Source organism: Streptomyces sp. CG 926, assembly GCF_003148825.1.
Lineage (GTDB): Bacteria > Actinomycetota > Actinomycetes > Streptomycetales > Streptomycetaceae > Streptomyces.
In genome coordinates this window covers 503,193-527,502 of sequence record NZ_QGGZ01000001.1, presented here as the reverse complement: position 1 = coordinate 527,502, position 24,310 = coordinate 503,193, and the positions used below count along the sequence as shown (strand labels likewise).

24 protein-coding genes are annotated in these 24,310 nt (G+C 71.8%); 18 read left to right on the top strand and 6 right to left on the bottom strand.

The annotated features are described in order from the left end of the window. Positions 1 to 284: 284 nt before the first annotated feature. Positions 285 to 1,619 carry an allantoinase AllB gene (gene allB / locus BCL76_RS02200; RefSeq protein ID WP_375137884.1) on the top strand — a complete coding sequence of 445 codons (1,335 nt, stop codon included), beginning with the start codon at positions 285 to 287 and terminating at the stop codon, positions 1,617 to 1,619. 3 nt (positions 1,620 to 1,622) lie between these two features. After that, on the top strand, positions 1,623 to 2,741 hold the full coding sequence (gene alc, locus BCL76_RS02195) for an allantoicase (RefSeq protein WP_109777560.1): 1,119 nt from the start codon (positions 1,623 to 1,625) through the stop codon (positions 2,739 to 2,741). A gap of 238 nt (positions 2,742 to 2,979) precedes the next feature. On the opposite strand, the gene BCL76_RS02190 is transcribed toward alc, so the two are convergent. Then, the gene (locus BCL76_RS02190; RefSeq protein WP_109777557.1) at positions 2,980 to 3,717 is read right to left on the bottom strand and encodes an SDR family oxidoreductase; all 738 of its coding nucleotides are present in this window, start codon (positions 3,715 to 3,717) and stop codon (positions 2,980 to 2,982) included. A gap of 173 nt (positions 3,718 to 3,890) precedes the next feature. Between BCL76_RS02190 and BCL76_RS02185 the strand changes: the two genes are divergently transcribed. Further along, positions 3,891 to 4,508 carry a dihydrofolate reductase family protein gene (locus tag BCL76_RS02185; RefSeq protein ID WP_109777555.1) on the top strand — a complete coding sequence of 206 codons (618 nt, stop codon included), beginning with the start codon at positions 3,891 to 3,893 and terminating at the stop codon, positions 4,506 to 4,508. Between the two features lie 195 nt (positions 4,509 to 4,703). Here BCL76_RS02185 and BCL76_RS02180 read toward each other — a convergent pair whose 3' ends face one another. Continuing rightward, positions 4,704 to 6,071 carry a helix-turn-helix transcriptional regulator gene (locus BCL76_RS02180; protein WP_109777552.1) on the bottom strand — a complete coding sequence of 456 codons (1,368 nt, stop codon included), beginning with the start codon at positions 6,069 to 6,071 and terminating at the stop codon, positions 4,704 to 4,706. A 162-nt stretch (positions 6,072 to 6,233) separates the two neighbouring features. Between BCL76_RS02180 and BCL76_RS02175 the strand changes: the two genes are divergently transcribed. The 5 genes from BCL76_RS02175 (at position 6,234) to BCL76_RS02155 (ending at position 10,639) form a co-directional block, all read left to right on the top strand. Continuing rightward, positions 6,234 to 6,431, top strand: coding sequence for a hypothetical protein (locus BCL76_RS02175; protein WP_109777550.1), 198 nt, complete (start codon positions 6,234 to 6,236; stop codon positions 6,429 to 6,431). A gap of 167 nt (positions 6,432 to 6,598) precedes the next feature. Next, a complete protein-coding gene (locus BCL76_RS02170) occupies positions 6,599 to 6,847 on the top strand; it encodes a hypothetical protein (RefSeq protein WP_146228296.1) in 249 nt (82 codons plus the stop codon). Positions 6,848 to 6,932: 85 nt separating this feature from the next. Next, entirely contained in the window at positions 6,933 to 7,799 is an 867-nt protein-coding gene (locus BCL76_RS02165) for a Crystal protein ET79 (RefSeq protein ID WP_146228295.1), read from the top strand. Between the two features lie 74 nt (positions 7,800 to 7,873). Beyond that, a complete protein-coding gene (locus BCL76_RS02160) occupies positions 7,874 to 8,764 on the top strand; it encodes a ribosome-inactivating family protein (protein ID WP_181382403.1) in 891 nt (296 codons plus the stop codon). Between the two features lie 339 nt (positions 8,765 to 9,103). Then, positions 9,104 to 10,639: a carboxylesterase/lipase family protein gene (locus BCL76_RS02155; RefSeq protein ID WP_109777539.1), complete on the top strand. Its 1,536-nt coding sequence runs from the start codon at positions 9,104 to 9,106 to the stop codon at positions 10,637 to 10,639. Between the two features lie 176 nt (positions 10,640 to 10,815). Here BCL76_RS02155 and BCL76_RS38410 read toward each other — a convergent pair whose 3' ends face one another. Continuing rightward, positions 10,816 to 11,187 carry a hypothetical protein gene (locus BCL76_RS38410; protein ID WP_146228294.1) on the bottom strand — a complete coding sequence of 124 codons (372 nt, stop codon included), beginning with the start codon at positions 11,185 to 11,187 and terminating at the stop codon, positions 10,816 to 10,818. Between the two features lie 132 nt (positions 11,188 to 11,319). Here BCL76_RS38410 and BCL76_RS02145 point away from each other — a divergent pair, with 132 nt between their 5' ends. Beyond that, positions 11,320 to 12,246, top strand: coding sequence for a DMT family transporter (locus tag BCL76_RS02145; RefSeq protein WP_109777537.1), 927 nt, complete (start codon positions 11,320 to 11,322; stop codon positions 12,244 to 12,246). Between the two features lie 63 nt (positions 12,247 to 12,309). Here BCL76_RS02145 and BCL76_RS02140 read toward each other — a convergent pair whose 3' ends face one another. Beyond that, positions 12,310 to 13,323, bottom strand: coding sequence for a Gfo/Idh/MocA family protein (locus BCL76_RS02140; protein ID WP_030765455.1), 1,014 nt, complete (start codon positions 13,321 to 13,323; stop codon positions 12,310 to 12,312). Positions 13,324 to 13,525: 202 nt separating this feature from the next. On the opposite strand from BCL76_RS02140, the gene BCL76_RS02135 reads away from it, so the two are divergent. From BCL76_RS02135 to BCL76_RS02095, 9 genes are all read left to right on the top strand, one after another. Then, the gene (locus BCL76_RS02135) at positions 13,526 to 14,536 is read left to right on the top strand and encodes a sugar ABC transporter substrate-binding protein (RefSeq protein ID WP_109777534.1); all 1,011 of its coding nucleotides are present in this window, start codon (positions 13,526 to 13,528) and stop codon (positions 14,534 to 14,536) included. Next, a complete protein-coding gene (locus BCL76_RS02130) occupies positions 14,533 to 15,567 on the top strand; it encodes an ABC transporter permease (RefSeq protein WP_109777532.1) in 1,035 nt (344 codons plus the stop codon). The genes BCL76_RS02135 and BCL76_RS02130 overlap by 4 nt, the downstream gene beginning before the upstream one ends. Continuing rightward, positions 15,534 to 16,472 (top strand): ATP-binding cassette domain-containing protein, encoded by a 939-nt coding sequence (locus BCL76_RS02125; protein WP_375137871.1) that lies wholly within the window; start codon positions 15,534 to 15,536, stop codon positions 16,470 to 16,472. The genes BCL76_RS02130 and BCL76_RS02125 overlap by 34 nt, the downstream gene beginning before the upstream one ends. Then, positions 16,469 to 17,647 (top strand): ROK family glucokinase, encoded by a 1,179-nt coding sequence (locus tag BCL76_RS02120; protein ID WP_030903070.1) that lies wholly within the window; start codon positions 16,469 to 16,471, stop codon positions 17,645 to 17,647. The genes BCL76_RS02125 and BCL76_RS02120 overlap by 4 nt, the downstream gene beginning before the upstream one ends. Beyond that, the gene (locus BCL76_RS02115; protein WP_109777529.1) at positions 17,644 to 18,234 is read left to right on the top strand and encodes a hypothetical protein; all 591 of its coding nucleotides are present in this window, start codon (positions 17,644 to 17,646) and stop codon (positions 18,232 to 18,234) included. Before BCL76_RS02120 ends, BCL76_RS02115 begins: the two co-directional genes overlap by 4 nt. Before the next feature lie 41 nt (positions 18,235 to 18,275). Next, positions 18,276 to 18,908, top strand: a complete 633-nt coding sequence (locus tag BCL76_RS02110) for an MBL fold metallo-hydrolase (protein WP_109777528.1) — start codon at positions 18,276 to 18,278, stop codon at positions 18,906 to 18,908. Positions 18,909 to 18,938: 30 nt separating this feature from the next. Beyond that, positions 18,939 to 19,724 carry an exodeoxyribonuclease III gene (locus BCL76_RS02105; protein WP_109777526.1) on the top strand — a complete coding sequence of 262 codons (786 nt, stop codon included), beginning with the start codon at positions 18,939 to 18,941 and terminating at the stop codon, positions 19,722 to 19,724. 69 nt (positions 19,725 to 19,793) lie between these two features. Continuing rightward, positions 19,794 to 20,234: a DUF6278 family protein gene (locus BCL76_RS02100; protein ID WP_109777523.1), complete on the top strand. Its 441-nt coding sequence runs from the start codon at positions 19,794 to 19,796 to the stop codon at positions 20,232 to 20,234. A gap of 112 nt (positions 20,235 to 20,346) precedes the next feature. Further along, positions 20,347 to 21,090 carry an amino acid ABC transporter ATP-binding protein gene (locus BCL76_RS02095; RefSeq protein WP_109777520.1) on the top strand — a complete coding sequence of 248 codons (744 nt, stop codon included), beginning with the start codon at positions 20,347 to 20,349 and terminating at the stop codon, positions 21,088 to 21,090. A gap of 46 nt (positions 21,091 to 21,136) precedes the next feature. Here the strand turns inward: BCL76_RS02095 and BCL76_RS02090 are convergent, their stop codons facing one another. Together BCL76_RS02090 and BCL76_RS02085 are read right to left on the bottom strand one after the other, a co-directional pair. Beyond that, on the bottom strand, positions 21,137 to 22,723 hold the full coding sequence (locus BCL76_RS02090) for a CocE/NonD family hydrolase (protein ID WP_109777517.1): 1,587 nt from the start codon (positions 22,721 to 22,723) through the stop codon (positions 21,137 to 21,139). A gap of 267 nt (positions 22,724 to 22,990) precedes the next feature. After that, positions 22,991 to 24,187, bottom strand: coding sequence for a L,D-transpeptidase (locus BCL76_RS02085; protein ID WP_375137870.1), 1,197 nt, complete (start codon positions 24,185 to 24,187; stop codon positions 22,991 to 22,993). Between the last annotated feature and the right edge of the window lie 123 nt (positions 24,188 to 24,310).

Genomic DNA, 24,310 nt, shown 5'->3' with positions numbered 1-24,310 from the left:
GCGTCCGTCCCAGTGCTGGGGTCGAGGTCGTCGTCGCCGGTCAGAGAGGGTTTGTCCTGGTGGCGGACGTCCCTCGGAAGTTATCCGCCCGCTTCCCGGTGGTGATAGCTACATTCTGTATAGCGAAATCTTAATTCCATCCTGTGGAAACCTCCAATTGCGGTCCTGGTGGGTCGGTGGTCCGTCCGGACGCTCTTGACTGGGTACCGATCGCCGGGAAGACTCCGTCAACAGAACGTTGAATTTCGCTCTGTGGAAGTAGATGGGGAGGTTCGGTGGCCGACGTGGCTGTGGAACTGGTACTGCGCTCGACGCGCGTCATCACCCCCGAGGGGACGCGCGCCGCTTCGGTGGCCGTCGCCGGCGGGAAGATCGCGGCCGTGCTGGCCTACGAGGCCGAGGTACCGGCCGGAGCCCGGCTGGAGGACTTCGGCGACGACGTCCTGCTCCCCGGCCTCGTCGACACGCACGTCCACGTCAACGATCCCGGTCGCACCGAGTGGGAGGGCTTCTGGACGGCCACCCGCGCCGCGGCGGCCGGCGGCATCACCACGATCCTCGACATGCCGCTGAACTCCCTGCCGCCGACCACGACGACCGACAACCTGCGCGTCAAGCAGGAGGTCGCCCGCGCCAAGGCGCACGTGGACGTCGGCTTCTGGGGCGGCGCACTCCCGGACAACGTCAAGGACCTGGCGCCGCTGCACGACGCCGGCGTCTACGGCTTCAAGTGCTTCCTGTCGCCCTCGGGCGTGGACGAGTTCCCCGAGCTCGACCAGGAGCAGCTGGCCACCTCCCTCGCCGAGATCACCGGCTTCGGCGGCCTGCTCATCGTGCACGCCGAGGACCCGCACCACCTGGACGCCGCTCCCGTCGTCCCGGGCCCCAAGTACGCCGACTTCCTGGCCTCCCGGCCGCGCGACGCCGAGAACACCGCGATCGGCAACCTGATCGCCCAGGCCAAGCGGCTGAACGCGCGCGTCCACGTGCTGCACCTGTCCTCCTCCGACGCGCTGCCGCTGATCGCCGCCGCCAAGGCCGAGGGCGTCAGGATCACCGTCGAGTCCTGCCCGCACTACCTCACCCTCACGGCCGAGGAAGTGCCGGACGGCGCCAGCGAGTTCAAGTGCTGCCCGCCCATCCGCGAGGCCGCCAACCAGGACCTCCTGTGGGACGCGCTCGCCGACGGCACGATCGACTGCATCGTCTCCGACCACTCGCCCTCCACCGCGGACCTGAAGACCGACGACTTCTCCACCGCGTGGGGCGGCATCTCCTCCCTCCAGCTGGGCCTTCCCGCCATCTGGACCGAGGCGCGCCGCCGCGGCCGGACCCTGGAGGACGTCGTCCGCTGGATGTCCGCCGCCCCGGCGAACCTCGCGGGCCTCACCCAGAAGGGGGCCATCGAGGTCGGCCGCGACGCCGACTTCGCCGTCCTGGCCCCTGAAGAAACGTTCACTGTGGACCCGGCCGAGCTCCACCACCGCAATCAGGTCACGGCGTACGCGGGCAAGACCCTGCACGGCGTCGTGAAGTCCACCTGGCTGCGCGGCACGCAGATCGCCGACCACGGCACCCCGACCGAGCCCACGGGCCTCCTCCTCGAAAGGCAGAACTGACCAGTGGCGATTGAATCCTTCACCGGCAACGCGAACCCGTACGGAGGCGGCGACCCGTACGCGGACTACCGCACCGCGGAGTTCCCCTTCACCCAGTACGCGAACCTCGCCGCCCGTGAGCTGGGCTCCGGTGTCATCGCCGCCAACGACGAGTTCTTCGCCCAGCGCGAGAACCTGCTGATCTCCGAGGCCGCGCACTTCGACCCCGAGGACTTCGGCCACAAGGGCAAGGTCATGGACGGCTGGGAGACCCGCCGCCGCCGTGGCGTCTCCGCCACCCAGCCCTGGCCGACCCCCGAGGACCACGACTGGGCCCTCGTACGCCTGGGCGCCCCCGGCGTGATCCGCGGCATCGTGGTCGACACCGCGCACTTCCGCGGCAACATGCCGCAGGCCGTCTCGGTCGAGGCCACCAACTGGGCGGGCGCCCTCGCGCCGACCCCGGACGAGCTCCAGGGCGACGACGTGAAGTGGACGACGGTCGTGCCCCGCACGGCGGTCGGCGGCCACGCGGCCAACGGCTTCGAGGTGGACGTGGAGCAGCGCTTCACCCACCTGCGCGTCAACCAGCACCCCGACGGCGGCATCGCCCGCCTGCGCGTCTACGGCGAGGTCCTGCCCGACCCGAAGTGGCTCGACTCGCTCGGCTCCTTCGACGTGGTGGCCCTGGAGAACGGCGGCTCCGTCCAGGACGCCTCCAACCGCTTCTACTCCCCGCCGACCAACACCATCAACCCGGGCCGCTCCCGCAAGATGGACGACGGCTGGGAGACCGCGCGCCGCCGCGACAACGGCAACGACTGGATCCGCTACCAGCTCGTCGCCGAGTCCGAGATCCGCGCCGTCGAGATCGACACCGCGTACCTCAAGGGCAACTCGGCCGGCTGGGCCTCGCTGTCGGTCAAGACGGGGGAGGAGGGTGAGTGGACGGAGTTCCTGCCGCGCACCCGCCTGCAGCCCGACACCAACCACCGCTTCGTCCTGGACGCCCCGGCGGTCGGCACCCACGTGCGGATCGACATCTTCCCGGACGGCGGCTTCTCCCGCCTGCGCCTGTACGGCTCCCTGACGGAGTCCGGCGCGACCGCGCTGACGGCCCGCCACCAGGAACTGGGCGGCTAGTCACCCACTACGCGAAGCCCGCCCCGAGGGCCGACACCCCCGGGGCGGGCTCCTGCGCGTTCGGCCCGGCCGGCGTTCGAGGCGCGGGTCCCCGATCCGGCTCGGCGTTCGAGACGCGGGGCCCGCATTTCAGCCTCGCCGGCGTTTGAGGCGCGGGGTCCGGGGCGGAGCCCCGAGCAGGCGACCCGCACCCACCCACCGGGCCCGCCCCCCGAACCGCCCGCACGCCCGGCGAGGGCTACGCGGCGTGCCCCCCGTCCACCGCGAACTCCGCCCCCGTCACGTACGACGCGTCCGGACCCGCGAGGAAGGACACCACGGCCGCCACCTCCCGAGGCGCCGCGAACCGCCCGAGGGCCGTCATCGCCGCCTGCGGCCCCGCGTAGGGTCCGTCCGCCGGGTTCATGTCCGTGTCCACCGGCCCCGGGTGCACGATGTTCGCGGTGATCCCGCGCCCGCCCAGCTCCCGGGCGAGTGCCTTGGTCAGTCCCGTCAGCGAGGACTTGCTCATCGCGTAGAGCGTCCCGCCCGGACCCGGCACCCGCTGGGTCATGCAGCTGCCGATGGTGATGACGCGTCCGCCGGCGTCCAGGTGTGCGGCCGCGGCCTGCGTCGTGAGGAACACGGCGCGCACGTTGACCGCGAGCACCCGGTCCACGTCGGCCGGGGCCAGCTCCGCCAGCGGTCCGAGCACGCCCACGCCGGCATTGTTCACCAGCACGTCGAGCCGCCCGAACTCCGCGACGACCCGCCGCACCGCCTCCTCGGCGGCGTCGGGATCCCCGGCGTCGGCCCGCACGGCCACGGCACGCCGTCCGAGCGCCTCCACCTTCCCGACGACCTCGGCCGCGGCCTCCGCGTCGCTGACGTAGGTGATCGCGACGTCGACCCCGTCCTCGGCGAGCCGCAGGGCCACGGCCGCCCCGATCCCCCTGCTCCCACCGGTCACCAGGGCCACGGTGCTGTTGCTGTCCATGCCGTTCCTCCCGCATCAATTGGTTGCGAGTTCAATCAAACTGCGGGCCGGTGAACGGTGCTGGCAGGAATCCGACCTGGCGTTCCGTCGTACTTGCGTGGCGTGGCGATGAGTTCTGGTGGGTCCGGGAGGCTGGGTCCGGGTAAGGACGACCGAGCGAGGAGCGCAGAGCCATGGGGAAGCTGACCTTGACCACCTTCGTCACGCTGGACGGCGTGATGCAGGCCCCCGGTGGGCCCGAAGAGGACCCCAGCGGCGGGTTCGAGTACGGCGGGTGGGTCGCGCCGTTCGCCGACGAGGGGATGGGGGAGTTCATCACCGAGGTGTTCGGTCGGGCCGGGGCGTTCCTGTTCGGGCGCAAGACGTACGAGATCTTCGCCTCGTACTGGCCGAAGCACGACGACCCCGCCGACCCCGTGCCCGCCAAACTGAACCGGCTGCCCAAGTACGTGGCCTCGACCACCCTCGGCGAGCCGTCCTGGGGGCCGGTCACCGTGCTCGACGGGGAGCACCTGCAGAGCGAGATCGTAAGGGTCAAGGACACGCTGGACGGCGAGTTCCAGGTGCACGGCAGCGGGCAGCTCGCGCAGTGGCTGCTGGCCCGGGACCTCGTGGACGAGGTGAACCTGCTGGTGTTCCCCGTGGTCCTCGGCGCCGGGCGCAGGCTGTTCCCCACCGGCGGGCTGCCGACCGCCTACCAGCTGGCGAGTTCCCGTACGACGCCGGCCGGCACGGCCATCCACACCTACCGGCCGACGGGCCGGGCCGCCTTCGGCACGATCGGCGACTAGGCCGTCTCTTTCGGATCTTGTCGGCCGAGCCCGCGGCGTCCGGTGCCGTGCCCGGCAAGGCGGAGGGGCGCCTGTGTACCGGACGTACTCGGGTGCCCCGACAACGCGGCCGGGTGCGGTGCCGGGCGTCGCGGGCCCGGCAAGATCCGGAAGAGACGGCCTGAGCCGTCTCTTCCGGATCGTGTCGGAGCGGGGTTACGTGGCGGGGTCGGCGGGTTTCGTGACGTCCGTGCCGCCGTCACCCGGCCCGGCCTCCTGATGCTTCAGGCGGGCCCGGTAGGCGCGCGAGCGGCAGCGGGGCGAGCAGTGGCGGGGCGGACGCCCACCGGCCCGGTCCGGGCCCGCGGTGGGCACGGCCACCGCCCCGCCGCACCCGGGACACCCCGGGCCGACCCCGGGCCCGTCGGCGCCAGGCGCGGCCGGTGCGGGCGCGGCCTGTGCGGGCACGGCCGGTGGGGGCGGGGGCGTGGCCGGGGCGGACGTGGCGGTGTCGGCCGCGGCGGGGCGGTCCGGGTGGTCGGTGAGGCCTTGGCGTTCGGCGATGACTCCCGCCTGGAAGCGGCTGTGCGCGCCGAGCGCCTCCAGCAGTTCGGAGACGTGACGGCGGCAGGTGCGCAGGGAGATGCCCAAACGGCGCGCGATGGACTCGTCCTTGAGTCCCTTGGCGAGCAGCACGAGGATGCTCTGCTTCGTCGTCTTCGACACGTCGTGCGCGGCTTGTGGCCCCGTCGCGAACGGCGCGGCGTTCTCCCAGTCCCGCTCGAAGACGTCCAGTAAGTAGGCCAGCAGGTCCGGCTCCCGGATGATCAGCGCACCGCCCGACCGGGCGGGCAGCAGGGCCAGCGACCCGTCCACGACGATCATCTGCGGCAGCACCTCCGGCAGCGTCCGGATCTCCGCGCCCGCCCCGATGAGCTGCTCCGCGTGCAACCGCGTGGGCTGGTCGAACCGCGTCGCGTGCTGGTACAGGCTGCGCATCCGGATGCCGCGCCCGAGCAGCGCCAGGTCGCGCGGCAGCGCCTCGCGCAGCGCCGCGGGCGGGAACGCGCCGCCGTGCTTGGAGACCAGCACCTCGCTGCGGCAGGAGTCGATCACGTCGGACAGCAGCGAGCGGACCGCCAGTTTGTCCGGCAGGTGGTCGATGGTCCCCTGCGGGAAGACGTGTTGCCGGGCCTGGAGGTAGATCGGGGTCAGCGCGGCCAGCCCGTCGCGCTGGACCTGGATGCGTCGGCGTTGCTCCCGCAGCGCCTCCTCCTGCGCGCGCAGCGCGGTGTCGCGGTCCGACAGCAGCTGCGCGGTGGCGGCCTGGGGGCTCACCGGCAGCCAGCCGGCCGGCTCTTGCGCCCCACCGTCGGCGGGGAGTTCCGTGAGGAGGCAGGAGTCGGTGAGTGTCCGTACGGCCGTCAGAGTGGCCCGCCGGCTCACTCCGGTCTCTGCTGCGGCCTGCGCGAGGGTTGCCGGGGTGAGGCGTTCGTGCACGACCGCCCACCGGTAGAGCAGGACGGCCGCGCCGTCGAGGCCGGGCACCTGGGCCGCCGTGCCCGGTCCGCTGTCCGTCTCCATCGCATGCCTCCTAAACGTGCCTGGCAGGATCATGATCCCTCTTCGGGGATGCATGTGTCATCCACACACTGGCAGGGTGGTGACCACGGCAGGGACGCCTCCCCGACCAGGAGCACCGCCCGCCGTGACCCGACTGTCGCCGAAACAAGGGGAATTGACGCCATGCGCGCAATCGTGGTGCGGACACTGTTCGCGGTCGTGCTGAGCACGGGGATCGTGTGGGGCGGCGCCGCCGCGGCCACCGCCGATGTGCACGGGACGACGGTCACCGACCCGTCCGGCGGCGGGCACGGCACCAGGCAGTGCCTCGTGACGACGGCTTGGGGCGACTCCTGGTGCCCCCGCAAGCCGCTCGACTGAACCGCCCGGGAGACCGGGTGCGGGGGCAGCGGACTCCATCCGCTGTCGGTTGGGTGGTTGTGGGCCCGACCCGGTCGCCGGAGGGCCGCGTCGAAGGACGCGCCCGGTTTCCCGTACGCCGCCGTACGCGGCGCACGACTTCGATCAATCGATGAAAGGTGTTCCCCGTGCGCTTCGCCATGCCCCGAACCACCCCCCGCAGACTGGCCGTCGGCCTCTGCGCAGCCGCCGCCCTCGTGGTCGTCTCCTCCGGCGCCGCGAGCGCCGAGGAGTACCGGATCTACGGCGGCTCGTACGCGAGTTACGCCCAGTGCAACCAGGCCGGTTCGCTCACCGTCGGCCTGGGCCTGTACAGCCGCTACGAGTGCAACCCCAACGACAGCTCCAGCCGCTACCTCCTCTGGTACGTCGACTGACGGAGGTCCCGCCCCGCCCTCCCCGCGTCTCGGACACCCCTCACACCCTTCACGCCCTTCACGCAAAGGATGTCTTGTCATGCGCATGTCTAGAATTCGCGCCCGGTGGTCCGCCTCGGCCGCCCTCGTGGCCGCTCTGGCCGGCGGCGCCGCCGCGCTCGCCCCCGTCGCCCAGGCCGCGCCGGCCCCCGGCGGTGCCTCCGTCCAGTCCGCCGAGCGCAGCACCAGCGTCGTCTTCGCCAACAGCACGGGCCGGCAGCTGCTGCGCACCGGCTCCGGCCTGGACCACGGGTGCTGGTCCCGCGACGGCCTGCCGCCGGACGCCATCGCCAAGACCGTCTCCGCCTCCTGGAGCAGCGAGTCCTGCGGGTTCGCCACCGGCACCCAGGGCCACGTCACGTACAACATCGCCGGTACGGCGAAGGACGTGACCATCCGCTGGAACAACCCCTACGTGGGCAGCAACTCCTACAGCTGCGACGCTCCGGAGGGCTACGAGTGCGGCCGCTCCGGCGGCGGCGGGGACAACGCCACCGTCAACTTCAACCTGACGGCGAAGTCCACCGCCCGCGTCGCGGCCCTCTCACCGGCCGGCGCCCTCGCGGTGACCCCCGTGCGCAGCGTCCGCGTCACGGTGGTCAACCAGTCCGGGGCCCTGCTGGCCCGGACCGGCGCCGGCCTGGACCACGGCATCTGGAGCGGCGACAACCTGCCCCCGTCGGTCATGAACAACGGGGCCGTGGCGCGCTGGCAGAGCGAGTCCGACGGCTTCGCCACCGGGACGGAGGGCTCGGCCGAGTACCAGATGTCCGGCGGCGGCAAGGTCGTCTTCCGCTGGGACAACCCCTTCTCCGGCAGCAACTCCTACGACTGCCAGGTGCCCGCGGGCCACTCCTGCGCCCGGGCCGGCGGCGGCGGCAAGAACGCCGACGTCGTCTTCACGGTCAACTGACCGACGGACCGCCCGCCCCCGCCACGCCCCGCCGCCGCACGTCTGCGGCATCCACCGGAATGAGGAACACCCCGATGCGCAAGCCCCTTGTCGCGGCACTCCTGTGCCTCCCCCTGCTGGCCGTGGCCGCTCCCGCCGCCCAGGCCGCCGAGTCCCGGCCCGAGGCGGCGCCCGTCTCCGCCCTCCAGGTCCCCGTCCGCACGGTCAACTGGGACCTGACCTCGACCAATGCCAACACCCTGCGTGCCCGCTACTCGGACTTCATCAGGTCGCTGCGCAACACCGGCACCATGGTGGGTGGCTCCGGTTCGGACGCCGTGTGGGAGACCAGCCGCGGCAACGAGGTCATCGCGGTCAACGTCACCTACGGCTGGTCGGAGAACGGTCAGGGCGTCCGGCGGACGGTCACGCTCTACCTGACCGCCAACAACCTCTACCTGCGCGGTTTCTCCACGGGCAACGCCGGCAACGTCGTCCAGTTCAGCCAGGTCGGGGAACAGGAACCCTTCGACCTCGGCCACGCGCTCGGCCGCAACGCCATCGTCCTGCCGTACAGCGGGCGCTACGGGGGCAACCACAGCCTGGAGCACGGCGATACCCGGAGCAGGCAACTGTGGCTCACTCCGAACGGGGTGTGGGGCAACATGAACACCCTCTGGACGTTCGCCCGCGACGGGGGCGACGCGAACACCCTCCGCGACGACCTGGTCGCCGCGATCGCCCTGACCTCCGAGTCGGCCCGCTTCCGCAACATCGAGGGCACGGTGCGCCAGGCCCTCGGCGGCGGTACCTCCCTGACCGCCCAGGAAGCCGCCGAGGAGAACGACTGGGGTCGGGGCTCCCGGTGGATCTACCAGGAGCGCAACGGCTCCCGCCCGACGCCGACCGACATCGGAGGCGCCACCGTGACCAGCTACGCAGAGGCGACGCACTACATCGCCATGCTGCGCAGCGACCAGAGGTAGCGGCGGCCGGCGCACCGTCCCGTACGGCTCCCGTACGGGACGGTGTCGTGAGGGCCTTCGCCGCCCCGCACGCCCTCGGCCGATCCCACGGCGCAACGGCCACCAGGCCGTCTCTTTCGGATCGTGGCGGCCGAGCCCGCGGCGTCCGGTGCCGTGCCCGGCAAGGCGGAGGGGCGCCCGCGTACCGGACGTACTCGGCCGCCCCGACAACGCGGCCGGGTGCGGTGCCGGGCGTCGCGGGCCCGGCAAGATCCGGAAGAGACGGCCTAAATCGCCGGCGTGCGTCGGGCGGCGGCGGGATGATGCGGAGCGTCCGGACCGCCCAGTGAGGGAGCTGTGATGACCGACGGCGCATCCGAAGCCGCAGGAGCCCGGCCGCACGTCCGCGTGGCGGGCGGGGCGCTGCGCGGCACCCGGGAGGAGGGCGTGGCGGTCTTCCGCGGCATCCCGTTCGCCGAGCCGCCGGTGGGCCCCCTGCGGTTCGCCGCACCGAAGCCGGCACGAGGGTGGGACGGGGTGCGGCCGGCGGTGTCGTACGGTCCGCCGCCCCCGCAGGGCGGCCACTTCGGCATGGACGTAGTGGCCCGGGACGCGGCCGGCGACGACTGGCTCACGCTCAACGTCTGGTCGCCCGAGCCGGGCCCGGGCGCGGAGCTGCCGGTGATGGTGTGGATCCAGGGCGGCGCCTACTCGATCGGCATGTCGGGCCTTCCCGAGTACGACGGCGGCCGCCTGGCGCGCGAGGGCGGTGTCGTCGTGGTCACCTTCAACTACCGCGTCGGCCTGGAGGGGTTCGGGCAGATCGAGCGAACGCCCGCCAACCGGGGCCTGCTGGACCAGGTCGCCGCCCTGGAGTGGGTGCGCGAGAACATCCGGGCCTTCGGCGGCGACCCGGGCCGCGTCACCGTCTTCGGCCAGTCGGCGGGGGCCGGTTCGATCGCCGCGCTGCTCGCGATGCCGCGGGCGGCCGGGCTGTTCGGCCGAGCCGTCGCGCAGAGCGTGCCGGCCACCTTCTTCTCGCCGGAACTCGCCGCCGACATCGCCGCCGCCTGCGCCGCCGAGCTGGGTCTGCGGCCCACACGGGCCGACCTGTCCGGGGTCGATCCCGCCCGGCTGTCCGCCGCCGCCGACGGGGTCGGCTCCACGATGGGCCGGTGGGTCGATCGCTGGGGCCCGGTCGCGCACCGGGCGATCCCCTTCTCGCCGGTCGTCGACGGCGAGATCCTGCCCACCACCCCGTGGCAGGCCCTGGCGGACGGCGCCGGTCGCGGCGTCGAACTCCTTGTCGGCCACACCCGCGACGAAACGCGACTGCTCACCGCGCTCGACGGACAGCTCGGCCGGATCACCGAGGAGCAGGCGCGGACCGCCCTGCAGGCCTACGGCCCCGGGCGGGACGCCGAGCACCGCTACCGCGAGGCCTTCCCGACCGCGGGCCCCGACGAGCTGTACGAGCTGGTCGCCTCCGACTGGCTGTTCCGCATGCCGTCCCTGCACCTCGCCCAGGCTCGGACCGCCGCCGGCGGCCGTGCCCACGTCTACGAGCTGACCTGGTCCGCGCCGGGCATGGGCGGCGCCCTCGGTGCCTGCCACGGCCTCGACGTGCCGCTGGTCTTCGGGAACCTGGAGCGCGGTCTGCCCGCGGCGCTCATCGGCGAGCGGCCGTTCCCGGAGGCGGAGGAGGTGTCCGCGCGCATGCGGCGGGCCTGGACGGAGTTCGCCGCCCACGGCGACCCCGGCTGGCCCGCGTACGACGACGAGCAGCGCCTCGTGCGGCTCTTCGACACCCGGCCGGCCCTCACCACCTACCCGGAGGAGGCCTCCCGGCTGATCTGGCAGGACCACACCTTCCCCGCCCTGCCGCTGCTCGGCTAGTGCCGTGACCGGAAAGGTTCACCGGGTCGCGACGCCCGGCACGGCACCTCGCCGCGTTGTCGGACCACGCAAGTACGTCCGGTACGAGCCGTGGCCCTCCGCCTTGCGATGCACCACACCGGACGCCGCAACCCGGCAAACCTTTCCGGCCACAGCACTAGCTCCGAAAGACCCGCCTACCGCCGGTCCAGCGCCAGTTGGACCACCCGGCCCTCGCGCAGGACCAGGAGGTCCGGGGCCTCGTTCTCGTAGTGGCGCAGGCGGCCGAGCGGGCCCGGCGGGCGGACGTGGGGGGCCAGGACGAGCAGCAGGTCCTCCACCTCGGGGAGCTGTTCCTCGTGGACCTCCTGGCGGACCGTCAGGGCCCAGCCGCCGCGCTCCGCCGGTCCGAACTCGCCCACGAGCATGCCGCCGACGCGCCATGCCGGGCCCCGGGGCGCCAGGAGGCCGTCCGGCGATGTCAGCTGCCGCCGCACCTCCGCGAGCACGGCGTCGGGAGTGCTGTCGAGCAGGTCGAACGCCAGGTCCAAGGCGTAGAGATCAGCCATGCCGCCGATGCTACGGGTCCGGCGGGGGACGCCGACAAAGGGGTCGCACCGCATGATCGGCTCCGGTAGTGTGCGCCCACCCGTGCGAGCCGCCGCCGTCTCCACCCGCCGAAGACCCGTTGGAGACATCCGGTGACCGTCGCCGCGTCCGCCCTCGAAGCCGCCCCCCGTCGCTCCCCGCGCGCCTGGCTCGCCGATCTGCCCGTGCTGGCCGTCGCCGTCGTCTGGGGCGGCAGCTACCTCGCGGCCAAGGGCATCACCACCACCCACACCGTCATCGCCGTGCTCGTGCTGCGGTTCGCGCTCGTCCTGCCCGTGCTCGTCGTCGCCGGCTGGACGCGGCTGCGCGCGCTGCGCCCCGCCCAGCTGCGCGGCGCCGGGGTGCTGGGCCTCGTACTCGGCGGGATCTTCCTCCTGGAGACCTACGGGGTCGTCCACACCTCCGCCACCAACGCCGGGCTGATCATCAGCCTGACGATGATCTTCACCCCGCTCGCCGAAGCGGCCGTCAGGAGGCAGGCGCCCTCGCTCGGCTTCCTCGGCGCCGCCGCCGTGTCCGTCGCCGGGGTCGTGCTGCTCACCCAGGGCGCCGGCTTCACCGCGCCGAGCGCCGGTGACCTGCTCATCCTCGGCGCCGCCCTCGCCCGGACCCTGCACGTCCTGCTCATGGCCCGCATCGAGGCCGTCCAGGACGCCGACTCGCTGTCCCTGACCACCGTGCAGCTCGGGGCCGCGGTCCTCGTCTTCGCCCTGCTGGCCGCCGTCCCCGGCACCGGCGACAGCCCCTGGGCCGCCGCCGCCGACTTCGGGCCCGCCGAGTGGGCCGGGCTCGCCTTCCTCTCCGTCTTCTGCACCCTGTTCGCCTTCTTCGTGCAGATGTGGGCCGTACGCCGCACCTCGCCGTCCCGCGTCAGCCTGCTGCTGGGCACCGAGCCGCTGTGGGCCGCCGTCGCCGGTATCGCCGTAGGAGGTGAGGAGCTGGGCGCCCTCGGCTACGCCGGAGCGCTCCTGGTCCTCGTGGGCACCGCCTGGGGGCGCCGCGCCGTCACCGCCGCGTGAGCGTGTCCGGAAAGCGTCGCGGCCACAGGTGATCACCCGTCGTACTGTGGCGCGGTGCCCCCCTTACAGAGCCGGCAGGTCCGGGAGCTCCTCCAGCCGTACCCGGCGCCGCTCCCTGCGCGAGAGTTCACAGGCCTCCGCGATCCGGAAGGCCGCCAGCGCCTCCCGGCCGTCGCACGGATTGGGCCCCTCGCCCCGCACCAGCTGGACGAAGGCCGCCAGCTCGGCCTCGTAGGCCGGGGCGAAGCGTTCCAGGAAGCCCGTCCACGGCTTGCTCGCCGGGGGTGGGCCGTGCGGTTCGGTGGAGGCGATCGGCGTCCGGTCGTCCAGCCCGACGGAGACCTGGTCCAGCTCCCCGGCCAGCTCCATCCGCACGTCGTACCCGGCGCCGTTGCACCGCGTGCCGGTGGCCGTGACCAGGGTGCCGTCGTCCAGTGTCAGCACGGCGGCCGCCGTGTCGATGTCGCCCGTCTCGCGGAACAGGGCCGGACCCGCGTCCGAGCCGGCCGCGTACACCTCGACCACCTCGCGCCCGGTCACCCAGCGGACCATGTCGAAGTCGTGCACCAGGCAGTCCCGGTACAGCCCGCCGGAGGTCGCCAGGTACGCGGCTGCGGGCGGCGCCGGATCGCCCGTCGTCGTCCGGACGGTGTGCAGCCGCCCCAGGGCGCCCGAACGGACCCGGTCCCGGGCCGTGCCGTAGCCCGCGTCGAAGCGCCGCATGAAGCCCACCTGGAGCAGTCCGCCCGAGGCGGTGACCTCCCGCAGGGCCGCCAGGGTCCGGTTCAGGTCAGGGGCCAGCGGCTTCTCGCAGAACACCGGCAGCCCGCCACGGATCGCCCGTACGACCAGATCCGCGTGCGCCTCGGTCGCCGACGCCACCACCACCGCGTCCACGCCCCAGGTGAAGACCTGCTCCACGGAGGGCGCGGCGGTGGCCCCGAGCCGGTCGGCGAGGCGCGCCGCCCGCGCGGGATCGGCGTCCGCGAGCAGGAGCGAGCCCGCCTCCGGGTGGCGTGCCAGTACCGCCGCGTGGAAGGACCCGATCCGGCCCGTTCCGATCAGCCCGATGCGCATGCACTCAACCTGACCCTGTCGGCGGAACCTGTCAATCCGCCCGCGCATGTCAACCTGACCCCGCGTGCCCCGATGACCCTTCATGGTCGACTGTGGCGGATACTGAACGGCTGGACCGGAATGGAGCCGGAATGACCGGATTCCGGATCGGTGACCGGCTCGACGACGGACCGAATTGGTGACGAGGGAAGGGCGCGGCGACGTGGCTAGGGTTCGGACAGGGGTACGCGTCGTGGGCGCCGTGCTCGCGGCGGTACTGGGGGCCTCGCTCGCGGGCTGCAGCAGCACGGGCGGCAAGCGCGCCGAGGAGCGTGCGAGGGCCGCCGAGGCGGGCCGGCCCGCCGTCTCCACGCCGCGCTGGACCTTCGCGATGGTCACCCACGCGGGCGACGGCGACACCTTCTGGGACATCGTGCAGAAGGGCGCCAAGGAAGCCGCGGCGAAGGACAACATCAACTTCGTCTACGCCCACGACGACCAGGCCCAGCAGCAGGCGCAGTTCGTGCAGAACGCGATCGACCAGAAGGTCGACGGGATCGTCGTCAGCCTGGCCAAGCCCGAGGCCCTCAAGGACGTCCTCGCCAAGGCCGGCAAGGCCGGCATCCCGGTGATCACGGTCAACTCCGGCTCCGCCCAGTCCGCCGAGTACGGGGCGCTGACCCACATCGGCCAGGACGAGGCGATCGCCGGCGAGGCCGTCGGCACCGAGCTGAACAAGCGCGGGAAGAAGCGGGCCGTGTGCGTCCTGCACGAGCAGGGCAACGTGGGGCACGAGCAGCGCTGCGCCGGGGCCAAGAAGACCTTCTCCGGCACCATGGAGAACCTGTACGTCGAGGGCACCAACATGCCCTCCGTCCAGGCGGCCCTCCAGGCCAAGCTCCAGGCCGACCCCTCCATCGACGCGATCGTCACCCTCGGCGCGCCCTTCGCGCCCACCGCCGTCAAGGCCAAGGACGCGGCCGGCAGCAAGGCCGAGGTCGACACCTTCGACCTCAACGCCTCGGTCGCCCGCGACCTGAAGTCCGGCGCCCTCGGCTTCGCCGTCGACCAGCAGCCCTTCCTGCAGGGCTACGAGGCCATCGACCTGCTCTGGCTCTACCGCTACAACGCCAACGTGCTCGGCGGCGGCCGCCCGGTGCTCACCGGCCCGCAGATCGTCACCGCCGCCGAGGCCGCCGAGCTGGAGGAGTACATCCAGCGGGGCAGCCGATGAGCACCCACGCCACCGTCGACGAACGGCTCGCGCCGACCTCCACCCTGCGCAAGCTGCTCGCCCGCCCGGAGCTCGGCTCGGTGGTCGGCGCCGTCGCCGTCTTCGTCTTCTTCTCGATCGCCGCCCCCAGCTTCCTGCAGGCCTCCAGCCTCAGCACGGTCCTGTACTCGGCCTCCACCATCGGGATCATGGCCGCCCCGGTCGCCCTGCTGATGATCGGCGGCGAGTTCGACCTCTCCGCGGGTGTCATGGTCACGACCTCGGCGCTGGTGAGCTCGATGTTCAGCTACCAGATGACCGCGAACGTCTGGGTCGGCGTCGGCGTGTCCCTGCTGGTCACCCTGGCCATCGGCTTCTTCAACGGGTTCATGCTGACCCGCACGAAGCTGCCCAGCTTCATCATCACGCTCGGCACCTTCCTGATGCTGACCGGCCTGAACCTCGGCTTCACCAAGCTGATCACCGGCACGGTCTCCACCAAGACCATCGCCGACATGGAGGGCTTCTCCTCGGCCCGCGCCCTCTTCGCCTCGCAGTGGAACATCGGCTCGGTCACCCTCAAGGTCACCATCCTGTGGTGGTTCGCCATCGTCGCCGTCGCCACCTGGATCCTGCTGCGCACCCGCGCCGGCAACTGGATCTTCGCCGTGGGCGGCGGGGCCGACGCGGCCCGCGCCACCGGCGTACCCGTCGTGAAGACCCGTATCGGGCTGTACATGGGCGTCGCCCTGTGCGCCTGGATCTCCGGACAGCACATCCTCTTCTCGTTCGACGTGGTCCAGTCGGGCGAGGGCGTCGGCAACGAGTTCCTCTACATCATCGCGGCCGTCATCGGTGGCTGTCTGATGACCGGCGGTTACGGCTCCGCCATCGGCTCGGCGGTCGGCGCCTTCATCTTCGGCATGACCAGCAACGGCATCGTGTACGCCCAGTGGAACCCGGACTGGTTCAAGTTCTTCCTCGGCGCGATGCTCCTGCTGGCCACGCTGCTCAACGCATGGGTCCGCAAGCGGGCGGAGGCACGGGCATGACCGGCGACGCACTCGTGAGGCTGACGGACGTCAGCAAGTACTACGGCAACATCCGCGCCCTCCAGGGGGTCTCCCTGGAGGTCTCGGCGGGCGAGATCACCTGTGTCCTCGGCGACAACGGTGCCGGGAAGTCCACCCTCATCAAGATCATCGCGGGGCTGCACCGGCACGACGCCGGCACCTTCGAGATCGAGGGGGAGGAGACCGTCCTCGCCAATCCCCGCGCGGCCCTCGACCACGGCATCGCCACGGTCTACCAGGACCTCGCCGTCGTCCCGCTCATGCCCGTCTGGCGGAACTTCTTCCTCGGCTCCGAGCCCACCAAGGGCCGCGGCCCCCTGCGCCGCCTCGACGTGGAGCTCATGCGCGAGACCACCCGCGCCGAGCTGCTGCGCATGGGCATCGACCTGCGCGACGTGGACCAGCCCATCGGCACCCTCTCCGGCGGCGAACGCCAGTGCGTGGCCATCGCCCGCGCCGTGTACTTCGGGGCGAAGGTCCTCGTCCTCGACGAGCCCACCGCGGCCCTCGGCGTCAAGCAGTCCGGAGTGGTCCTGAAGTACGTCGCCGCCGCCCGGGACGCGGGCCTCGGCGTGGTCCTGATCACCCACAACCCGCACCACGCGTACCTGGTCGGGGACCGTTTCGTACTCCTCAAGCGCGGCGCCATGGCGGGCAGCCACACCCGCGACTCGATCACGCTCGACGAACTCACCCGGCAGATGGCGGGCGGCTCCGAGCTGGACGAACTGAGCCACGAACTGGAGCGAGTGGCAGAATCAGGGGCAGGCGCCCCACACGCCTCGGCCGCGAAGGACCGCGCAGCCGGTCGGAGCGGTCCGGCCGAAGACGCGGACCGGAGCCCCAGAACCACCGCACCCAAGAGGGACGACACGACTCGATGAGCACGTACCGGGACTTCACGCTCACCCACCGGGGGTCGGCGCGAGGCACCGTCCTGCGGACCATCGGGACCCGGGAGCGCCGGTCGCACCTGACGGCCCCGCGCGTCCCCACGGTCGGCATCGACATCGGCGGCACCAAGGTGATGGCCGGCGTCGTCGACGCCGACGGGATCATCCTGGAGAAGATCCGCACCGAGACCCCGGACAAGTCCAAGAGCCCCAAGGTCGTCGAGGACACCATCGTCGAGCTGGTGCTGGACCTGTCCGACCGGCACGACGTGCACGCGGTCGGCATCGGAGCGGCCGGCTGGGTCGACGCCGACCGCTCCCGCGTGCTCTTCGCACCCCACCTGGCCTGGCGCGACGAGCCCCTGCGCGACGCGCTCCAGTCCCGCCTCGCGGTGCCGGTCATGGTCGACAACGATGCCAACACCGCCGCCTGGGCGGAATGGCGCTTCGGCGCCGGCCGCGGCGAGGACCACCTCGTCATGATCACGCTCGGCACCGGCATCGGCGGGGCCATCCTCGAAGGCGGCCAGGTCAAGCGCGGCCGCTACGGGGTCGCGGGCGAATTCGGCCATATGCAGGTCGTCCCCGGCGGCCACCGCTGCCCCTGCGGCAACCGCGGCTGCTGGGAGCAGTACAGCTCCGGAAACGCCCTGGTCCGCGAGGCCCGCGAGCTGGCCGCCGCCGACTCGCCGGTGGCGTACAACATCATCGCCAAGGTCGGCGGCAACGTCCACGAGATCACCGGACCGCTGATCACCGAGCTGGCCCGCGACGGCGACGCCATGTGCGTCGAGCTGCTCCAGGACATCGGCCAGTGGCTGGGCGTCGGCATCGCCAACCTCGCCGCCGCACTCGACCCCTCCTGCTTCGTCATCGGCGGCGGCGTCAGCGCCGCCGACGACCTGCTGATCGGCCCGGCCCGGGACGCCTTCCGCCGCCACCTCACCGGTCGCGGCTACCGCCCCGAGGCCCGGATCGCCAAGGCCCAGCTCGGGCCCGAGGCGGGCATGGTCGGCGCCGCCGACCTCGCCCGGCTCGTCGCCCGCCGCTTCCGCCGCGCCACCCGCCGCCGGGTCGAGCGCTACGAACGCTACGAGCGCTACGCGCAGCAGCTGGGCCGGCGCGACCCCGCCGCCCCCGGCCCCGACGACCAGGACGCACAGTGAACCCGCCCACCCTGCCCCACCAGGCCTCCGCCCCCGACGCCGAAGGCACCCCGACGCCCACCGCCGAGGACCGCAGGCACGTCGTCAAGCGCCGCTGGATCACCGCGATCATCATCCTGCTGCTGGTCGGCGTACCCGCGGGCTACCTGGCGATCTCCACCCAGCAGAGCCGCGAGAGCGGCCGCGACAAGGCCGCCAAGGTCGGCGCCTCCCAGGTGCGCCCCGGCTGGCCCTCCAAGGTGCAGCGCAGCATCTACGAGGTCCCGGTCCCGGACCAGGCGTGGCGCGTCGGGTTCCTGGAGACCAACAACTGGCGCACCAGCCGGCTGTACGTCCAGTTCGCGGTCACCCCGGCGGAACTGGACGGCTTCCTGTCCTCCCTCGGCATCAGCCGGGCGGACCTGACCCCCGGCGTCTCGGTCTCCGCGCACGACACCTCGATCGCCGGCTGGCACTGGAAGCCGCAGACCTCGTGGCTGGGCACCACCCTGGAGCAGGACGACCCGCGGCCCACCCGCGACATCACCGTCGACCTCACCGACCCCAAGGTCTCCAAGGTCTACGTGGTCTCCTCCACCACCCCCTGACCGGGCCCCGGATCGGCCCCCTTCCCGGCTAGCCTGGGATCATGAAGCTCACCAAGCGGCTGCATTCCTGCGTCCAGTTGGAGAAGGACGGGCGTACGCTCGTCATCGACCCGGGCGCCTTCAGCGAACCGGACGCGGGCCTGGGGGCGGACGCCCTGCTGGTCACGCACGAACACCCCGACCACTTCGAGGAGGGCCGGCTGCGGGCCGCCCTCGACGCCGATCCGGCCGTCCAGCTGTGGACCCTGCGCAGCGTCGCCGAGAAGCTCGCCCCCGCCTATCCGGGCCGGGTGCACACCGTCGGCCACGGCGACGCCTTCACCGCGGCCGGGTTCGAGGTCCAGGTCCACGGGGAACTGCACGCGGAGATCCACCCGGACCTCCCGCGCGTCACGAACGTCGGCTACCTCGTGGAGGGTTCCCTCTTCCACCCCGGGGACGCCCTGACCGTGCCCGGCGTGCCCGTCGAGACCCTGATGGTCCCGGTGCACGCCCCCTGGAACAAGGTCTCCGAGGTGATCGACTACCTCCGCGAGGTCAAGCCGCACCGGGCCCTGGACATCCACGACGCCTACCTCTCCGACATCGCCCGGCCGATCTACGACGGCGCCCTGGGCGCCCTCGGGGGCACCGACCACGGGCGACTCACCGCGGGGGACTCCACCGAACTGTGACTGTCGGTGCCGGGCGGTAGGTTGGCACGTATGCGTATCGCCACCTACAACGTCAACTCCATCACCGCCCGGCTGCCGCGCCTGCTGGCCTGGCTGGAGAGCTCCGGTACGGATGTCCTGTGCATCCAGGAGACCAAGTGCTCGGCGGAGCAGTTCCCGCACGACGCGCTGCGCGAGCTGGGCTACGAATCGGCGGTCAACGCCACCGGCCGCTGGAACGGCGTGGCCCTGCTCTCCAAGGTAGGCCTGGAGGACGTGGTCCTCGGACTGCCCGGCGGGCCGGACTACGAGGGCGTCCAGGAGCCCCGCGCGATCTCCGCCACCTGCGGCGGGGTCCGGGTCTGGTCGGTGTACGTGCCGAACGGCCGCGAGGTCGAGCACGACCACTACGGCTACAAGCTGGACTGGTTCCGTTCCCTGGCCACGGCCGTCGCCGAGGACGCGGCCGGCCCGCGCCCCTTCGCGGTGCTCGGCGACTTCAATGTGGCCCCGACCGACGAGGACGTCTACGACCCGGCCGTCTTCGCGGGCCTCACCCATGTCACCCCCGCGGAGCGGGCCGCCCTGGAGGCGCTGCGTGCCGCGGGCCTCTCGGACGTGTTCCCGCGCGCGCTGAAGTACGACCGTCCCTACACCTTCTGGGACTACCGGATGCTCGCCTTCCCCAAGAACAAGGGCATGCGCATCGACCTGGTCTACGGGAACGAGCCCTTCACCAAGGCCGTCACCGACTCCTACGTCGACCGCGAGGAGCGCAAGGGCAAGGGCGCGTCCGACCACGCGCCCGTCGTCGTGGACCTGGACCTCGGCGTCTGAGGAGGTCCGGACCGACGGATCAGGCGCGCCCTGTGGTCAGCGAGGGATCCTGGTGCGACGCTGGGCGGTATGAACATCCCTTTCCTGGGCAACTGGCTGAACCGACGTGAAGCGGAACAGGGCGCGGGACTCGCCGCCGCCCTCGCGGACGACCCCGAGGGCGTCGCCGAGTTGTTCTCGGAGTGCGAGATGCTGCGGGTCCAGGCGCGGGCGGCCGGGCTCGAACTCGACGAGACCCAGGCCTCGTTGGAGGCTCTGGACCAGCTGATGCCACGCTGGCGGCGGGATCCCGAGGCGGTGCCCTGGCTCGGCAACGACGCCGGCTTCTACCTCGGGACCGTGATCGTCCGGACCGTGCCCGGCGCGGCCTGGCTGGTGTGGCCCAACGGCCAGCCGGTGATCCGGCTGGCCTCGGGCCGGGAGCTGAACGTGATCGAGTCGGGGGTGTCCTGGGCGATGACCGGATCCCCCGAGCTCAGCCAGGCCTACGCGGAGGCCTCCGAGGGCTGACGTTCCGGCGTGTCGCGGTCCCGCTCCCGTGCGAAGTGCCCTTCCGCGCCTGGATAGTTTGCGCTGACCTCGGTGCACCGGGGCCGACTCCGACAAGTGGGCAGGGCAGCACATGGCCGTCGAACCGTTGATCGAGCTGCGGGACGTCAACAAGCACTTCGGTGCCCTGCACGTACTGCGGGACATCAACCTCACCGTCGGCCGCGGGGAGGTGGTGGTGGTCATCGGCCCCTCCGGCTCCGGGAAATCCACCCTGTGCCGGGCGATCAACCGGCTGGAGACCGTCGAGTCCGGCACGATCCTGATCGACGGGGAGGCACTGCCCGCCGAGGGCAAGGAGCTGGCCCGGCTGCGCGCCGAGGTGGGGATGGTCTTCCAGTCCTTCAACCTGTTCGCGCACAAGACCGTCCTCGCCAACGTCTCGCTCGCGCAGGTCAAGGTCCGCGGCCGCAAGCGCGGCGAGGCGGACCGGCGCTCCCGGGAGCTCCTGGAGCGGGTCGGCCTGGCCGACCAGGCCGAGAAGTTCCCGGCCCAGCTCTCCGGCGGTCAGCAGCAGCGCGTGGCCATCGCCCGCGCCCTCGCCATGAGCCCCAAGGCCCTGCTCTTCGACGAGCCCACCTCGGCGCTCGACCCGGAGATGATCAACGAGGTGCTGGAGGTCATGCGGCAGCTCGCCCGCGAGGGCATGACCATGATCGTGGTCACCCACGAGATGGGCTTCGCCCGGTCCGCCGCGAACCGGGTGGTCTTCATGGCGGACGGGCAGATCATCGAGGACCGCACCCCGGAGCAGTTCTTCACCGCCCCGGAGACCGACCGGGCCAAGGACTTCCTCTCCAAGATCCTCAAGCATTGACGTGAGCGCGGGCCGCTGCCGAGCGGCCCGCCCCGGCGGCCGTGGCTCACCCCTCGCGCAGCGGCACCGACACGTAGCTGGGATCGGTGCGCGGCGAGGAGAAGGTCAGCTGCGCGCCGAAGGGGTTGTGCTCGATGTAGAGCGGGTCGACGGTGTCGACGACGAGGGCGAGCCGATGGCCCGCCGGTACGTCGTAGGCCGTGGAGAACAGCTCCAGGTCGACGCCGAACGACTGGCCCGGGGCCTTGCCGTGGAAGGTGTACGGGGCGTTGCTGACGAGCTTGCCGATGCCGAGCGGGCCGACGTCGTAGAGGTACGCGACGAAGGTGCCGTCGCTCTTGGTGGGGGTGACGGTGGTGTGCAGCTTCGCGGTCCCGCGGATCCGGCGCGCCCGGTCGTAGCGCTCCGACTGCCAGACGGCGGCGAAGGCCCGGGGGAGGAGCGGGATCGAGGCGATCGGCGGCGCCTTCACGAACTGGTCGAGGGCGCTGGACAGGAGGAGGATGCCGCCGTTGGCGCCGGAGTCGACATTGGCGAAGAGGTGCTCGCTGTCGGACAGCGCGAGCTTCTCGGTGCCCCCGGAGCCGACCGACTTCCAGTCGGCGTAGCCCTCGTAGCCGTCGTCGCTACGGGACTTGATCTGCACCGGGGCCTCGGTGTCCACGCCGTTGCGCTCGCCCTTGAGGTAGCGGTCGAACCAGCGGTGCGCGTTGGTCCAGGTGTCGTTGGGCAGGCCGAGCAGGCCGGTGCCCTCGGCGGTGGCGTGGTCCCCGGGCCGGAACTCCAGACGCTTGGGGCCGGTCAGCCGCTCGTAGAACTTCGCGTACTGGTTGGGCGGGAAGATGGTGTCGCCCCAGGCGTTGCCCAGCATGATCGCGGCGCCGTTGGCATTGATCCGGTCCACCTGCTCGGAGGGCGAACGCCGCCGGCCCCACTCGATCATCTCCTGCTCCTTGTCCAGCCGGGAGCCGAGGAAGTTGCCGAGCAGCGTTTTGAGTTCGGGTCCGGGGCGGCCCGTGAGGTATCCGGCGGCGCCGAGCATCGCGGCGGCCTGGAGGTGTTGCGTGCGACCGGAGTAGATGGACTCGATCAGGTCGGCCCAGCCGCTCATCGCGACCACGGCCTTGACCCGCGGGTCGTTCGCGGAGGCCATCAGGGCGATACCGGCGGCGTACGAGACCCCGCCGAGGCCGACCCGGTCCGCGTCGGCGGGGGAGTTGGCGAGGGCCCAGTCGATGACGGCGCTGACGTCGGCGATGTCCGGCGGGCCGGCGACCTCGATGTCGCCACCGGAGAGCCAGAAGCCGCGGGAGGTGTAACTGACCACGACGTAGCCGGAGTCGGCGAGCTTCTTGGCCTGGGCGATGTACTCGATCTGGGGCAGGCCCCAACTGGTGGGCAGCACGATCAGCGGGTACTTGCGGCCGCTCTGGGCCCCGGCCGGGGTGAATACGTTGCCTTTGAGGGTGACTCCGCCGGAGCCCGGGATGTCGTGGAAGCGCACCTGCGACGAAGCGTCGGCGGCGGCTGCCACGGTGCTGGCGGGAGCCGCCTGGGCCTGGTGGGGGGCCAGGCCCAGGGTGGCTGCCGCCAGCACGGTCGCCACGGCTGCGGCGGTGGTGGTGCGTCGCATCAATCGCTCCTCGCGTACGCCGGGTTCGTTGTCAAAGTGACCCGACGGTAACGGGAGCGTGTTACCGAAAGTAACCCGTGAGTAAGTTACGCACTGGTAACGATTGGTCGATTTCGGTGGACCGGCCGCGAACAGGCCGCCGGTGGGTCGTCAACCGGCCGCGGGCAGGTCGGGAACCGGCCACGAACCGGCCCACGTGCGGGCCGGTCGCCGGGCGCCGGGCGCCGGTCGCCGATTGCCGGCCGGACGCCGGACGCCGGTCGACCGTCAGCCGTTCTGCGGCGCGCCGGACAGCGCGCTCTTGGCCTTCCACTGGTCGAACGACAGGTTCCACTCGCCGTAGCCGTTACCCAGCTCCGCCTGGCCCTTGGAGCCCTCGCCGACCACCTCGAAGAGGTCGCCGACCTGCGACTGTCCGAAGAACTCCTTGGCGTTGGCGTCGCTCATCCCCACGCAGCCGGAACTGCTGTTGGCGCGGCCGAAGTTGTCGGAGTTCCAGGGGGCGGCGTGCGCGTACATGCCGGACCAGGTCAGCCGCATCGAGTAATCGACCATCTTGTCGTAGGCGTTGTCCAGGCCCACCGTCTGGGAGTCCATCCGGATGGTGCCCTCCTTCGTCATGATCACCATCTTCCCGGACCACGACGCCTTCTTGCCGCCCGGCGTGCCGGCCGAGATCGGGACCGCCTTCTGCGCCTGACCGTTCTCGGTCACCGTCATCTTCTTGCTGTCGAGGCTGACCTGGATCCGGCGATCCTTGCCGATCTTGAACTCGGTGCTGTAGTCGCGGGCGAACAGCCCGCCGCCCTTGCCGGAGTCCACGCCGTTCAGGTGCATCTCGACCTTCACGTCCGTGCCGGACTTCCAGTAGTCCTTCGGCCGCCAGTCGACGCGGTCCTTGCCGTCGTAGTCCTTGAGCCAGCCCCAGGAGCCCTCGGTGTTGTCCGAGGCGGTCACCTTGAGCTGCTTCTCGACCTCGGCCTTGTTCGTCACCGGGTTGTCGAAGACGAGGGACACGGGCATGGCCACGCCCACCGTGCTGCCCTTGGAGATGTTGATCGAGACCTTGTTCACCTTGTCGGCGGCGCTCGTCCTGAACTGGGCGGCGGCACTCTGGCTGTCGGTGTTCTGCGCCTCGACCTTGTACTCCGCACCGGGCGGAGCGTTGCGCTCCGAGGTCCAGGTCTTCCCGTCGTCGGATATCTTCCCCGGCAGCTCCGTGCCCTTGGCGTCGGTCACCTTCACCTGGGCCAGCTTGCCCTCCGCGACGGTCACCACCACCGGCTGGCCTGCCTTGACCTGATCCCCGGTGAGGTTCACCGAGACCGCCATGGCCGCCTTCGGCTTCTGCGGCTCGGCCTTGCCCTTGTCGTCGCCGCCGCCGTCGCTCGCGCCCGTGCAGGCGGTGAGCGAGGCGGCCAGAAGTGCGGTGCCCGCCATGGCGGTGCGGCGTATACGGCTCAACGAAGGGCCCTTTCCAGGAGCGGTGGGGAGTGACGTTCGCAAAAGGAGATGCCAACGACCCGACTTTAGGTTCCGTGATCGGCGGAAAACCTCGTCCTCTTTCTTGTGACGTCGACCGCAGCG